The sequence below is a fragment of the Cupriavidus sp. 86D6 genome (assembly GCF_057815095.1).
The window spans coordinates 73,313-85,875 of record NZ_JBYPSB010000010.1 but is presented as its reverse complement, the minus strand read 5'-3'; the positions used below and the strand labels follow the sequence as shown (position 1 = coordinate 85,875).

Genomic DNA, 12,563 nt, shown 5'->3' with positions numbered 1-12,563 from the left:
TTTCATCAGGAGACAGCATGACCCGTACCCTTCGCGCCCTGGCCGGCGTGGCACTGGCGGCAGCCGCCATCGGCCACGCCCAGGCAGACACCTACCCCTCGAAGCCGGTCCAGATGATCGTGCCGCAGGCGCCGGGTGGATCCAACGACATCGTCGCGCGGCTGGTCGCGGCGGACCTGTCGCAGCGGATCGGCCAGCAGGTGGTGGTCGAAAACCGCCCCGGTGCCGGCGGCAACATCGGCACGCAGACCGCCGCGCGTGCCACGCCCGACGGCTATACGCTGCTGATGACCATCAGCAGTACGCAGGCCATCAACCCGTCGCTGTACCGCAGCGTGCCGTTCGACCCGGTCAAGGATTTCGAGCCGATTTCGCTGGTGGCCACGGTGCCCAACGTGCTGGTGGTGAATCCGGCCTTCCCGGCCAAGTCGATGTCCGAACTGATCGCGATGGCCAAGGCCAAGCCCGACTTCTATCGCTATGGATCGGCGGGCAATGGCACGCTGAACCACCTGCTGGGCGAGATGCTGAACACGATGGCCGGCATCAAGCTGGAGCATGTGCCCTACAAGGGCGTGGCGCCGGCGCTGAACGACGTGCTGGGCAACCAGGTGCCGATGGCGTTTGCCAGCCTGCCGTCGGTGCTTTCGCACATCAAGGCCGGCAAGGTGCGCGCACTGGGCGTCAGCTCGGCCAAACGGTCGCCGTTCGCGCCCGACATCCCGGCCATCGGCGAGACCGTGCCCGGCTATAGCGGCGATCTGTGGGTCGGCCTGTTCGCGGTGCGCGGCACGCCGAAGGAAGTCGTCCAGAAGCTGTCCACGGCCATGCAGGCCGCACTGGCCGACAAATCGCTGCGCGACAAGCTGGCCGCGCAGGGCGCCGAAACGCTCGGCGGCACGCCGCAGCAACTGGCCACCACGCTGCGCGCCGATATCGACAAGTGGGCAAAGATCGTCAAGCAGTCGGGGGCCCAGGTGGACTGAGCCGCGCCGGGCACGGCTCGCCCGGACCGCTTCAATTGGCTTCAATTGGCTTCAACGGGCTTCAACGGGCTTGAGCCGTAGCACGACGCTTTGCTCTCTTGCCGTGGGAGCGGACCGTCGGCCGCCGATCCGGGCCCTGCGCGACCGGCATCGTGTCGAGGATTTCCCGAATGTCTGCGCCATGTCCGCGTATCATCGTGCGCTTGCCTGCTCCGTACCGCACCCCTGATTCGCCATGCCTGACCATTCGTTGTTGTCCGCCCTGCTTATCTTCGGACTTGGAGGGCTGCTCGGTGGGGTGGGCGGCCTGTTCGGCATCGGCGGCGGCCTGATCGCCATTCCAGCGCTGGGCCTGCTCTACGGCATGGACCAGCAACTGGCGCAAGGCACCTCGCTGGTCATGATCGCGCCCAACGTGGTGATCGGCTTCTGGCAATACCGCAAGCGCGCCGACATCGACCTCAAGACGGCAATCGTCCTGGGGCTGTCCGCCATGCTGTCCACCTATCTGTCCGCAAGGCTCGCCACGTCGATCGACGCTGCACTGCTGCGCCGCATCTTCGCCGTGTTCATAATCGGCCTGGCCCTCTACTTTCTCTGGCGGCTATTGCCCGGCCGCGCCGCGACGCACCAGCAGGCACGGGTATCGGCATCCTGGATTCCGGCCGTCGGCGTGGTCGGCGGCGCGTTCTCTGGATTCTTCAGCGTAGGCGGCGGCGTGGTCGCCGCCCCTGCCCTGGTCGGCCTGTTCGGCATGCGCCAGGCCGCCGCCCAGGGACTGGCCCTGGCCCTGGTCACACCCGGCGCGGTAGTGGCCCTGCTCACCTATGCACACGCCGGCCATGTGGATTGGACCAGCGGCATCCCGCTGTCGCTGGGCGGCATGCTGACGATCTCCTGGGGGGTGGCACTGGCCCACCGCATGCCGGAACGGCGCCTGCGCGCAGCATTCGCGATATGCCTGATTGCAACGGCGGTGGTGATGCTGCTGCGGGGGTAGGCAGCCTGCCACGCAGCACTGCTAGCGGCCGTCCTGCGGGAGATAGCACGGATCGCGGCACAGTTGCCGGTGAATTGGCATATCCTCGAATCTGACCGTGCGTATCGTGATCGCACGCCGCCACACACCGGCAGCAAGGACTTCCTTCAGATGCGCGCGAGCTGGCATCTCGATACCGAGGCTTGCGGAATGGGTGACATTCATGCGTGAGGCCCCTCCCGCTCCGCCAGCAGTGCCTCATGATGTGTCAGCACGATCCGCTGACGTTCTTTATCAGATCTGGCGAGGTAGTCGGCCTGTTCCATTGAGACGGAGCGACGGGTCACGAAGAGCTTTCCGCAAAGTAGCTCCGCCGGCGTCAAGTCGAAGAGGCCCTCGTACCGGATAGTCCAGAAGTAGCGCGGATCCACGGCGCCCGCTTCGTGTACCGCCCGCATGACGGGCGGCAACAGTTGCGGAGCCGGCGTGACGAACTGCCATGCAGGAAATTCCAGGTCGCTTGCCTCCCTGCCGCGCCCTCCACAGAGCCGCCCCGCCGCCAACTCGCGCACCAGATCATCCATCGACATGCCGGCGAAGTGGCTTTCGATAACTTCCGCAGGCGTCAGCGTTGTCAGCGGCAATACGGACAATTCGCGCATTGCCTTCAAAAGATCGCCTGCCACATTGGTGGCGTGGCTGTTTCGCGAAACGCTGCGAACATCCTGAGCTTGGATTACCGCTACGGCTTCGGCAAACATACTGACCTCCTGGTTGTCACCACGAGACCAAGGCTACGCATGCCGTGGGGGCCGCTCAAGCACCGCAACAGGATTATGGCAATCCTTAACGCTTCCGCCACATTCCGTTGCGCGCCGCCCTCAACCGGCCTTGTGGAACACCAGGCTGAAGTTGTTGGCCGGCATGGGAATCGGTTCCGCACAGGTCAAGCCGTGCGCCGCACCCAGGGCGATGACGGCTTCCATGTCGCGTACGCCCCAATCGGCATCGGCCACGCGCAGCTGCCGGTCGAACGCTTCGTTGCTGGGTGCGGTATGCGCGCCGTTGCGGCGGTAGGGGCCGTAGAGATACAGCACGCCACCGGGGGACAGGTGCCGGCCGGCGCCGGCGAACAGCGCCTCGGCGGCGGCCCAGGGCGCGATGTGGATCATGTTGATGCAGACGATGGCATCCACCGCGTCGATGCCCCAGGGCTCCTGCCTCACGTCGATGGGCAGCGGCGGCCGCACGTTCGCGGCCTTGTCGTGGGCCGTCCAGGCCGCGATCGATTCGCGGTGCGTGGCGTCGGGATCGCTGGGCTGCCAGGTGAGCCCGGGCAGCGCGGCCGCGAAGTACACCGCATGCTGGCCGGTGCCGCTGGCGATCTCGAGCACCGTGCCGGTTTTCGGCAGGGCGTCGCGCAAGACGGCCAGGATAGGCGCGCGGTTGCGGTCGGTGGCGGGCGCCATGCGGCGCGCGGTCAGGTCTGCGGCGGGCTGTGTCATGGGGATTCCTGTGGACGTGCGCCGACGATGTGCCGGGCGCCAGCCCACAGGGTAGCAGGCCCGCCGTACCTGCGTGGTCAGACAGCGCAAGGCGCCGCTGATGCGCGTCTTGTGCCGCGCTTAGGCGCGGCGGTTCAGCCGCAGCGCCGACGGCGTGGCAGTCAGGTAGCCGACCGCCGCGCCAAAGCGGTCCTTGTAGTTGGCGCGCACCAGCGGGTCCAGCGTGCCCTTCACCTTGTCGTGCAGCCCCTTTTCCCAGTCGCCGGCATGCTGGAAGTTGGTCATGATGTAGGTCCAGCCGTGGATCTCGTCCACCGCGTGCAGCCCGGTGGATTCCGCGCCCGCCGGGCACGACAGCACGCGGGACAGCTGCTTCGTATCCACGTTGTAGGCCCACAGGAAGTTGTTCACATGCGTGTTGCTGTCCTCGCCGACAAACAGCGTGCGGAGTGCCTCCGAGAACTTGAGGTTGTCCGGCGTGGCCACCTTGTCCGGATTGGCGTAGTTGCCCAGCGCGTCCTGCGCCTTCTTCGGGCCGCCGCCCAGGTCTTCCGACACCAGCGCCGGCACGGCCGCCATGTCGACCGGCACCCATTCGCTGTCCATGCGCACGCCCGCCCGGTCCGACTGCGCCCCGCGCAGGTTGAGTTCGTAGACCGCGCCCGAGTACGGGCCTTCCACGCGGATGTCGCCGGCATTGGCGGCGTTGCCGGCCAGCATGCTGGTCTCGATGCGCGAGATGGCCGAGTACGCTTTCTTGTCCGCGATATTGACGGTCGTGCCTTCCATCTTGGTGAAGCCCAGGCTGCCGCCCACCAGTGCGGCGTAGCGGTGGGTTTCCAGGAATGCAGCGGCCTTCTCCTGCCCCGGCTTGAGCCTCACCCAGTTCGGCTTGCCGTCCAACAGGATGCGCATGAAGCTCGCATCCTCCGGGTCCTTGAACTTCACGTCCATGATGTCGGTGAGCTGGATGCCGCCGTCCACGAGCCTGCGGATCTCGTCGCTGCTGGCACTGCCCAGCGGAATCCACGACAGCGTGGCCGCGCCCGGGCCGGTGCCCGATGTCTGGTGCCACTTGGCCACATACAGCCTGCCCGCCGACAGGTCGCGCGGACGGTCGGCGATGAACAGGAACAGCCCGCCATTGGTGGCGTCGTCGCCCATCAGCACGGTGCGCTCGTCGGGCATCACCTGCACCAGTTCGTGCGAGATACGGCCCAGGCAATAGTGCTTGCGGATCGACCCGGTGCCGTCGGGGTGCACGGTCACCTCCGGCAGGTGGCCGTAGTGATACGGATTGGCGCGGCCCGCATCGCCATACAGGTGACGGCTGAAGCCGCGCAACTTCTTGTCGGTGGCGGCCTTGGCCGCGTCGGGCTCGTATTCCTCGCTCGACAGGTGCGTGTTCCACGGCGACAGGCTTGCGCCGCAGGTGATCCACAGGCCATTCACGCCTGACGTGTCCACATTGTGATACTGCACCAGGCTCAGCTTGCCGGTCTTGGGGTCCTGGTCCAGCGTCAGCACGGCGATGGGCGACGGCAGCATGCCGTGCATCTCGGCATCGGCCTGGTCGCGCGTGGTGTACTCGAACTGCACCACCGCGAACACCGTGTTGCCCTTGACGCCGCGCACCCTGGCGTTGCGCAACGTCAGCAGCGAACTGCCGTCGGGGGCATCGGAATAGAACTGACGCGCCTTGCCCGGCACCGAGCCGTCCATGATCGGACGGTTCTGGATGTCGTAATAGCCGCCGGCCAGCACCTTGCCGCCCTTGCCGTCCGGCACCAGGTCGCCGGTGACGAAGAACGGCTGGTAGGCCAGCGTGTAGTCCTGCCAGGTGCCGTCGGTGTACGACACCTTCAGCGACGAACCCACCGTCGTGGTTGCCATGGCCGCGGCGTTGTCCAGCGTGGGCGCGGCCATGCCGCTGAACGTGGCGGATGCAAAGGCAGCGGCCTTGCGGCGGGGCGCGGCGGCAAAGGCGGCCTCCATTGCGGACATGCCGCCGGCCAGGCTGGCGGCAGCGGCACCGAGGGGCAGCATCGGGGCGCCGCCCAGGATTTTCAGGGCGCGGCGACGGGCATTGACGGTCTGGTCGGACATGGGATGGAAGTGGGCTCTGGTGGTGTCTGGCAGTTCTTTTGAAGGGATGCGCGGTGGCAGAAACGACATCTGCCCGTCCGGATGGTAAGGCCCTTTCATGACAGATGTTTGATGGTCAGCAAACTGTCACGCATTTGGTGCCCCGGCCGGCTGCGCTACACTCGCCCTCCTGCCTGTCGAATTCCCTGCCCTGTCTTGCCGACCTTCACGCTAGCCGCCCCGGTACACGCCGACATCGAGATACGCAAAAGCCGCTTTATCGCGCTGGCCGTGCCGGTGCCCGATCGCGAGGCGGCCATGGGCGTGATCGCGGACCTGCGCGCCCGGCATCCCACGGCCACGCACGTGTGCTGGGCCTTGCTGGCCGGCGGCCAGTCGGGCATGTCCGATGACGGCGAGCCGTCCGGCACGGCCGGCCGGCCGATCCTGGAGGTGCTGCGCCATCACGACCTGGACGGCGTGCTGGCCGCCGTGGTGCGCTATTACGGCGGCGTCAAGCTGGGCGCCGGGGGGCTGGTGCGGGCCTATACCGACGCCATTGCGGGCGCGCTCAAGGATGCGGAGCGGATCGAGCGCATCGCCTACGCCACGCTGACCGTGCTGGTCGATTACCCCGACGAACCGCGCGTGCGCCGCTGGATCGATCAATCGGCCGATGCGGGCTGCACGTTGGCCGAGACCCGCTATGGCGCGCTGGCCACGCTGGTCATCCGCCTGCCGGCCGCGCTGCGCGAGCAGGCGCAGGCAGCCCTGCGCGATGCCACCCACGGGCGAGCCGGGTTTCCGGCCGATGAGGACTAGCCCAATGGCCGAATCGCAATCCGGCATGCCAGCCGACATCCTGGACGACAACCGGGAATTCACGGCGCAGGTGCTGCCCGGCCCGGTGCGCTTTACCGCGCCGGCGTCGCTGAGCCTGCTCGAAAGCGCCCTGCTCGATGGCGTAAGCCTGCCCAGTTCCTGCCGCAACGGCACCTGCCGCGCCTGCATGAGCAAGCTGCACGCGGGCAGCGTGCGGTATCGGATCGAATGGCCGGGGCTGAGTCCGGACGAGAAGGACGACGGCTACATCCTGCCCTGCGTGGCCTGCCCGACGGGCGATGTGGTGTTCGAGCCGGTGGGCGCGGGGTGATCGCGCCAGCGGACGTCTGGCACCTTCCTACAGGCTTCAATGGGTGACGCGGTAGTCGCCGACGGCGTTTCCCGCGACCCTGCGCCCACGCTCAGCCGACGGTATAGCGCGTGTAGACGCGCATCTTTTCGCTCATCTCCAGCAATCGCTCGCGCAGCATGGCGTGCAGGTAGCGCACGGCCGGCGAAAACTGCCGGCGATGCGGGCATACCAGATTGAGCGGCACCGGCTCGCCAGGCTGCTCGGGCAGCAGCAGTTCCAGCCGACCCTGCTCGACGTCGGCACAGACATCGATCCACGACTTGTACGCGATGCCGCGCCCGTCGATGGCCCAGCGCCGCGCGATCTCCGCGTCATCGCATAGCAGCGTGCCCTTGATCGTGATCTGTCGCCGCATGCCGGCCGCAGGGAAGTGCCAGCGATCGTACAGGCGGCCACCCAGCACAAACGGCAGGCATTGGTGCATGAACAGGTCATCCAGCGATGCCGGGCGTCCATGGCGTTTCAGGTAGTCCGGCGAAGCCACCAGGACGCGCCGATTGTGCTCGGCCAACGGCAGCGCCACGTAAGTGGCGCCTTCGTTGGCGCCGTAGCGGATGGCGATGTCCACCGGGTCCCGGAATACATCGGTGACCTGGTCGGACAACGACAGCCGGAGCACCAGCTTGGGGTGCGATGCCTGGAACGCCGTCAGCAGTGGCAACAGGACATTGCGCCCCAGGTCGGAAGGCGCTGCAATCTTCAGGGTGCCCTGCAGCGCCGTCTGCTCGCCATGCATGCGCTCCCGGCCTTCCTTGAGCATCGCCAGCACTTCGTCGGCATAGGGCAGGTATTGCTCGCCCTCCGCGGTCAGCCGGAGGCTGCGCGTCGATCGGGCGAACAGCCGGATATCCAGTTCCTTTTCCAGCCGCAGGATGGCTGCGCTGACCTGGCCGGGCAGCAGATCGGCCTCGCGGGCAGCGTTCGAAAAGCTGCCGAGCGCCGCGGTTCGTACAAAAAGATGAAGGTCGTCGAGTCTGATCATTTTCACTGCACAAGTGAAAGTCGTGCCTGATTATCACAGCTGGATCGACCTGACCTCGAAAGACCGCACTCACCGCCCGTTTATCGGGCTCAATCCCGCTGGCGCCCGTTGACCGAAAAGAAGCGTAGCGCGATCTTGAGCGCGTCGGGCCCGCTGGGGTCCGAGAACGCCTGTCCGGGCGCGCCGCCGCTCCATGCGTGGCGCAGCCCTTCCACCTTCACCACGCGCAGATAGGGACGCGGCCCCGCCTGCCAGTCGAACACGTCTACCGCGCGCCGCGTGCCGCGCCGTACGCGCCTGGCCGGCAGTGCCCTGGGGGCCGGGGTGCCCGGTGGGAACAGTTCCAGCCACATCGCCGCCGTGGACGTGGCGTTGTCGTAGGACACCACGCTGTCTTCATCGCCGTGCAGCAACAGCAGCGGGGGTGGGGAGCGCCCGGCCAGCGCCAGGCGGGCCGCCACGGCGTCGGGCGCCCGGTCGCCGCGCATGGCTTTTGGCGCCTGCGAGGCATTGATGGCGCTAAAGGGCGCGGCGCCCGAATGGGAACCGATGGCCGCAAAGCGATCCGGATAACGCAGGCCCAGCATCATCGCCATGGCGCCGCCCGCCGACAGGCCGAACGCGCAGACGCGATGGGCCAGGATGGCGTAGCGTTGGCTGACATGGTCGATCATCGACATCAGCAGCGCGGTTTCCGATGCACCGCGCGCCGCGGGACGGAACCAGTTCCAGCAACGCTGGGCATTGGCGTGTACCGATTGCTCGGGCATCAGCACGACCCAGCGCGCGTCGCGCGCCACCGTGGCCACACGGGCGCACGCGGCAAAACTGGCGGCATCCTGCCCGCAGCCGTGCAGCAGGACCAGCAACGGCGCGGGCCGGGCCGCGCTGACGCCGGGCGGAACGAACACCCGGTAGCGGCGCTGCCCCACGCTGCCGATCCCCAGGCTGAAGCCCCACAGGCCTTCCTCCCAGGATCCGCCGCTCTTGCTGACCGGCACGCGCGCCGGTGTCACCACGCCGGTCAGGGCCTGGCGCGCCACCTTGCCCACGGCGCGGCCCATGGCCTTGCTGACGGCCTGGCTCTGTTGCCGGGCCGCGCGCACCATCGGATCGGTCACGGTCCTGGTGACCGTGCGGCTGAACTGGCGTGCGCTGCGCGTCGCCTGCTTGCTCAGCGTTGCCCACAATTTGGTGCCGCCCGTGCGCCGTTTCATGCCGCATCGCCCTTTCGTTTCCGCTGCTGCGTGGCCAGACCTCCGCTGCGATGATGCACGAGTCTACGGGACGAATATGTCAGATTGTCATGAACCGGCGCGTCCGGAGACCGCCCGGATGCGGTCAATCCGTCAAGCAGGACCGTCAACGGCCGCCCGCGTCATGCACGGCGCGGCTATCGGCCGGCGCTTCGTCGCGTTCTCGCAGACCGTAGTCGCGCAGCACCTGCGCCACGCGCAGCCGGTAGTGGGCGAACACGCCGCCGCGCCCGGCCGCCTGCGCCTGGCGGTGGTCGAGCGTATTGCGCCAGGCCAGTACGGCTGCCTCATCGCGGAAGAACGACAGCGACAGCAGCTTGCCCGGGTTCGTCAGGCTCTGGAAGCGTTCCACCGAGATGAAGCCGTCGATGGCTTCCAGCGTCGGTTTCAGGTGGGCGGCAATGTCCAGGTAGGTGTCCTGGCGCCCGGGCGCAGGCTCGACTTCGAAGATTACGGCAATCATCGGGGGGCTCCTTCTTATGGTTCAGGGTTGTACGTGAAACTGCGGAATCCGGGCGTTGACCGATGGCCGATAGCGTACGCGATCCACCAGTCGCGCCGGTTGTATCCCGCGCGACAGCAGTGCCTGCACGGTACAGGCGGCCAGCACCTGGGCCAGCGCATCGCCGGGGCAGCCGTGACGCCCGGCACCGAATGTCCAGGGGCGGCCCGCCGCTGGTGTCGCCCCTGGGCCCGCCTGCGGGGCAGCGTCATGCGCGGCGGCGGCCAGCAGCACCAGCACCGCATCGCCGGCGCGAACGGGCTGGCCGCACACGATGGCGTCGGCGACCATGAAGCGCCGCGTGTTCTGCACGGGCGGGTCCAGGCGGGCCACGTGTGCCACCAGCCCATCGGTGCAGCTGTCCGGGCCGGCGGGCTGGCCGGTACGCCCCAGATGGACCAGCGTGTTGCCGATCAGGCCAGCGGTGGCCTCGCACGCCTGGATCATCAGGCCCACGGCGTTGGCGACCATCGTCGGGGTGTCGATGCCCGCCAGCGCGGTGTCCTGCGACAGCGCGTGCAGCAGGCTTCCCGCAGGCGCCGACGGCGTACAGTCGCGCGTCCATTGCGTGAGCCATTGCGCGGCCGCCGCGCCCGCTTCCACTTCGGCCGGCGTGGCCAGCGGCGACATCGCCATCGCAAAGGTGGAAACGAAGCCGGCTACCCGCGTGGAAACATGGCCATCGGCGTCGCGTTCGAGCGGCAGGCCCAGCAGGTCCGCGACGGTCAGCACGGGCAAGGTGAACATCCAGCGCGTGGCTTCGTGCGCATCGTCGCCGGTCATGCGCGGCAGCGCCGCGGCCAGCGCATGGGCGCGCACGCGCACCAGGCCCAGGTCTAGCCCGGCCAGATGGCGCAGCACGATGGCCTTCAGGGCAGCGTGGGCGGGGCCGTCGGTCATGCGAACCAGGCGGCCGAACAGGTCGCCCGCCGGCCCGCCGGCCAGCGCAGGCGGCACCGGCTGGCCAGGCGGACGCACGCGGGCGTCGGGATGGTCCAGCACTTCCGCCACGGCGGCGGCGCTGGCGGCCACCCACAGCTTCAGCGACGCGTCGTAATGGAACGCACGCGTGCGCGCCAGCCGGCGATACCAGGGATAGGGGTCCGGATGGGTGACCGCCGCAATGGGGTCTGCGGGGCTGGCATGGGCGGCGCGCGCCACGCCTGGAGAGCACAGCGCGTGCAAGGCATCAAGGGACGAATCCATCACGGTTTCCGGCTGAATGGGCGATACGGCCATCTTCGCAGCGCGGGGACCGGAAAAGGTTCGTCCTGTCGTGAAATGTCGAATGCGCGGCCCGCGCGGCGCGTGACCCCGGTCAAGCTGGCGCCAGACTCGGACGCGCCGCAGCCTGACAGCCAGTCGCTGCATGCGCAATATCAGATATGTCATGGAGACCGTTCTGCTATGCTGCCTCGCACTCCAACCACCCTGACCCAATGACCCGGCGCCTCTGGCTCTTCATGTTCTGCGCGATCGCGCTGGGCGTCTGCGGCCCGGTGGCGCTCACCACGTGGGTATCGCGCGAACTGGCCGAGCAGTTGTTCCGCCAGCGTGTGGACGCCTTCACCGAACGCGCACTGCTGCGTGTGGAAGTGGTGGCGCGCGATGCCGTCGAAGCCGCCCGCCAGGCCGACCAGTTCGGCGGCACGCCATGCACCCAGGCCCATCTGGACGCCATGCGCGAGGCCGACCTCCATCACCGCTACGCACGGCAGATCGTCTTCCTCGATGGCGAGCAGTTGCTGTGCGCGTCGTCATCGGTGCCCGGGGCGCTGCGCAGCATCGAAGGCCAGAATCCGCACTGGACCGCGCTGCCGGCGCTGCGGGCCTTGTATCGCATCGATGCCGCCGGGGAACCGCCGCCGGCCGTCCAGTTTCGCGTGGGGCGGCACGTGGCCGTGGTCGATGCGCAGTTCTTTATTGATATCGTGCCGCTCGATGCGCAGATTCGCCTTGGCATGATCGACACGCGCTCGGGCAAGGCCGTGGCGATCTGGGGCGACACCGATACGGCCACGCTGCAGCGCGCATGGGCCGAGAAGCTCGACGGCAAGGTGCGGCGCGACCGCTATCTGGACGTCAAGCAGTCGCAACACCTGCCATTCGCCGTGGTGGCCTACGAGCCGCTCGACGCGATGACCGGCACCTGGCGGCAACTGCTGGTCGTCGGCCTGCCCGTGGCGCTGCTGGTCAGCGCGCTGGCCGCCTGGCTGATGCTGCGCTGGGGCCGGCGCCTGCGCAGTCCCGCGTACCTGCTGCAGGACGCCATCCGCCGCAAGGCGTTCTTCGCGGTCTACCAGCCCGTGATGGCGCTCGACGACGGGTACTGCGTCGGCGCCGAGGCGCTGGTGCGCTGGCGCATGCCGGACGGCTCGGTGGCGCTGCCGGACCGCTTCATTCCAATGGCGGAATCGGTCGGTGCCATCCATGCCATCACCACGTGCGTGATCGAGGCCGTGCTGGCAGACCTGGGACCGCACCTGGCCGCCGATCCGGCCATGCATGTATCGATCAACCTTTCGCCGGACGACTTCCGCGCACAGGACACGCTGCCCGCCATCAGCGCGGCACTGGCACGCGCCGGCGTGCGCGCCGGGCAGATCTGGATCGAGGTCACCGAGCGCGGCTTTGCCAATGACACCGCCTGCCGCGAGATGATCGCGGCCTTCCGCAAGGCCGGCCATCCCATCCTGATCGACGACTTCGGCACCGGCTATTCGAGCCTGGCCTATCTGCATGACCTGGACGTGGACGGTATCAAGATCGACAAGGCCTTTGTCGGCTCGATGACGACGGATGCCCCGTCGAAGTCGGTCGGGCCCCATATCATCGGGATGGCCCGTGCGCTGGACATCGATATGGTGGCCGAGGGCATCGAAACCGAAGCGCAGCGCGTGGCGCTACGGCAACGCGGCGTGCAGTACGGCCAGGGCTGGCTGTTCGGCAAGGCCATGCCGGTGGCCGAATTCCTGTCGTTCTGGCAACAGCACGCGGGCACCACCGTCGAAGCCTGAGCGCCGATGCCGGCGTCCGCGCGCCAGTTTGCACCTATACTCGCCGTTTCCTTCCG

Annotated in this window: 12 protein-coding genes; 5 read left to right on the top strand and 7 right to left on the bottom strand. The window is 67.9% G+C overall.

What is annotated here, in order from left to right:
- The first annotated feature begins 17 nt into the window (after nucleotides 1-17).
- The gene (locus AC3G88_RS20680) at nucleotides 18-986 is read left to right on the top strand and encodes a tripartite tricarboxylate transporter substrate binding protein (protein ID WP_488773808.1); all 969 of its coding nucleotides are present in this window, start codon (nucleotides 18-20) and stop codon (nucleotides 984-986) included.
- Nucleotides 987-1,221: 235 nt separating this feature from the next.
- Nucleotides 1,222-1,986: a sulfite exporter TauE/SafE family protein gene (locus tag AC3G88_RS20675; protein ID WP_488893816.1), complete on the top strand. Its 765-nt coding sequence runs from the start codon at nucleotides 1,222-1,224 to the stop codon at nucleotides 1,984-1,986.
- Between the two features lie 200 nt (nucleotides 1,987-2,186).
- Here the strand turns inward: AC3G88_RS20675 and AC3G88_RS20670 are convergent, their stop codons facing one another.
- From AC3G88_RS20670 to AC3G88_RS20660, 3 genes are all read right to left on the bottom strand, one after another.
- Nucleotides 2,187-2,726, bottom strand: coding sequence for a hypothetical protein (locus AC3G88_RS20670; protein WP_488773810.1), 540 nt, complete (start codon nucleotides 2,724-2,726; stop codon nucleotides 2,187-2,189).
- A 120-nt stretch (nucleotides 2,727-2,846) separates the two neighbouring features.
- Nucleotides 2,847-3,470 carry a DUF938 domain-containing protein gene (locus AC3G88_RS20665; protein ID WP_488773811.1) on the bottom strand — a complete coding sequence of 208 codons (624 nt, stop codon included), beginning with the start codon at nucleotides 3,468-3,470 and terminating at the stop codon, nucleotides 2,847-2,849.
- A gap of 120 nt (nucleotides 3,471-3,590) precedes the next feature.
- Nucleotides 3,591-5,576 carry a PhoX family protein gene (locus tag AC3G88_RS20660; protein ID WP_488893815.1) on the bottom strand — a complete coding sequence of 662 codons (1,986 nt, stop codon included), beginning with the start codon at nucleotides 5,574-5,576 and terminating at the stop codon, nucleotides 3,591-3,593.
- Between the two features lie 195 nt (nucleotides 5,577-5,771).
- Between AC3G88_RS20660 and AC3G88_RS20655 the strand changes: the two genes are divergently transcribed.
- Both AC3G88_RS20655 and AC3G88_RS20650 read left to right on the top strand, forming a co-directional pair.
- Nucleotides 5,772-6,377: an IMPACT family protein gene (locus AC3G88_RS20655; RefSeq protein WP_488773813.1), complete on the top strand. Its 606-nt coding sequence runs from the start codon at nucleotides 5,772-5,774 to the stop codon at nucleotides 6,375-6,377.
- Nucleotides 6,378-6,381: 4 nt separating this feature from the next.
- Complete coding sequence (locus tag AC3G88_RS20650) at nucleotides 6,382-6,708, top strand: 2Fe-2S iron-sulfur cluster-binding protein (RefSeq protein ID WP_488773814.1); 327 nt, start codon at nucleotides 6,382-6,384, stop codon at nucleotides 6,706-6,708.
- 91 nt (nucleotides 6,709-6,799) lie between these two features.
- Here the strand turns inward: AC3G88_RS20650 and AC3G88_RS20645 are convergent, their stop codons facing one another.
- From AC3G88_RS20645 to AC3G88_RS20630, 4 genes are all read right to left on the bottom strand, one after another.
- A complete protein-coding gene (locus AC3G88_RS20645) occupies nucleotides 6,800-7,732 on the bottom strand; it encodes a LysR family transcriptional regulator (protein ID WP_488773815.1) in 933 nt (310 codons plus the stop codon).
- A gap of 89 nt (nucleotides 7,733-7,821) precedes the next feature.
- Nucleotides 7,822-8,949: an extracellular catalytic domain type 1 short-chain-length polyhydroxyalkanoate depolymerase gene (locus AC3G88_RS20640; protein WP_488773816.1), complete on the bottom strand. Its 1,128-nt coding sequence runs from the start codon at nucleotides 8,947-8,949 to the stop codon at nucleotides 7,822-7,824.
- 145 nt (nucleotides 8,950-9,094) lie between these two features.
- Nucleotides 9,095-9,451 carry an antibiotic biosynthesis monooxygenase family protein gene (locus AC3G88_RS20635; protein ID WP_488773817.1) on the bottom strand — a complete coding sequence of 119 codons (357 nt, stop codon included), beginning with the start codon at nucleotides 9,449-9,451 and terminating at the stop codon, nucleotides 9,095-9,097.
- 21 nt (nucleotides 9,452-9,472) lie between these two features.
- Nucleotides 9,473-10,696: a cytochrome P450 gene (locus tag AC3G88_RS20630; protein ID WP_488893814.1), complete on the bottom strand. Its 1,224-nt coding sequence runs from the start codon at nucleotides 10,694-10,696 to the stop codon at nucleotides 9,473-9,475.
- A 233-nt stretch (nucleotides 10,697-10,929) separates the two neighbouring features.
- Between AC3G88_RS20630 and AC3G88_RS20625 the strand changes: the two genes are divergently transcribed.
- The gene (locus AC3G88_RS20625) at nucleotides 10,930-12,507 is read left to right on the top strand and encodes an EAL domain-containing protein (RefSeq protein WP_488773819.1); all 1,578 of its coding nucleotides are present in this window, start codon (nucleotides 10,930-10,932) and stop codon (nucleotides 12,505-12,507) included.
- Nucleotides 12,508-12,563 lie beyond the last annotated feature (56 nt).

Excerpts from the sequence above, each read along its gene's own strand:
- AC3G88_RS20680 (WP_488773808.1), top strand. The coding sequence starts at position 18 with ATGACCCGTACCCTTCGCGCCCTGGCCGGCGTGGCACTGGCGGCAGCC.
- AC3G88_RS20675 (WP_488893816.1), top strand. The coding sequence starts at position 1,222 with ATGCCTGACCATTCGTTGTTGTCCGCCCTGCTTATCTTCGGACTTGGA.
- AC3G88_RS20670 (WP_488773810.1), bottom strand. The coding sequence starts at position 2,726 with ATGTTTGCCGAAGCCGTAGCGGTAATCCAAGCTCAGGATGTTCGCAGC.
- AC3G88_RS20665 (WP_488773811.1), bottom strand. The coding sequence starts at position 3,470 with ATGACACAGCCCGCCGCAGACCTGACCGCGCGCCGCATGGCGCCCGCC.
- AC3G88_RS20660 (WP_488893815.1), bottom strand. The coding sequence starts at position 5,576 with ATGTCCGACCAGACCGTCAATGCCCGTCGCCGCGCCCTGAAAATCCTG.
- AC3G88_RS20650 (WP_488773814.1), top strand. The coding sequence starts at position 6,382 with ATGGCCGAATCGCAATCCGGCATGCCAGCCGACATCCTGGACGACAAC.
- AC3G88_RS20645 (WP_488773815.1), bottom strand. The coding sequence starts at position 7,732 with ATGATCAGACTCGACGACCTTCATCTTTTTGTACGAACCGCGGCGCTC.
- AC3G88_RS20640 (WP_488773816.1), bottom strand. The coding sequence starts at position 8,949 with ATGAAACGGCGCACGGGCGGCACCAAATTGTGGGCAACGCTGAGCAAG.
- AC3G88_RS20635 (WP_488773817.1), bottom strand. The coding sequence starts at position 9,451 with ATGATTGCCGTAATCTTCGAAGTCGAGCCTGCGCCCGGGCGCCAGGAC.
- AC3G88_RS20630 (WP_488893814.1), bottom strand. The coding sequence starts at position 10,696 with ATGGATTCGTCCCTTGATGCCTTGCACGCGCTGTGCTCTCCAGGCGTG.
- AC3G88_RS20625 (WP_488773819.1), top strand. The coding sequence starts at position 10,930 with ATGACCCGGCGCCTCTGGCTCTTCATGTTCTGCGCGATCGCGCTGGGC.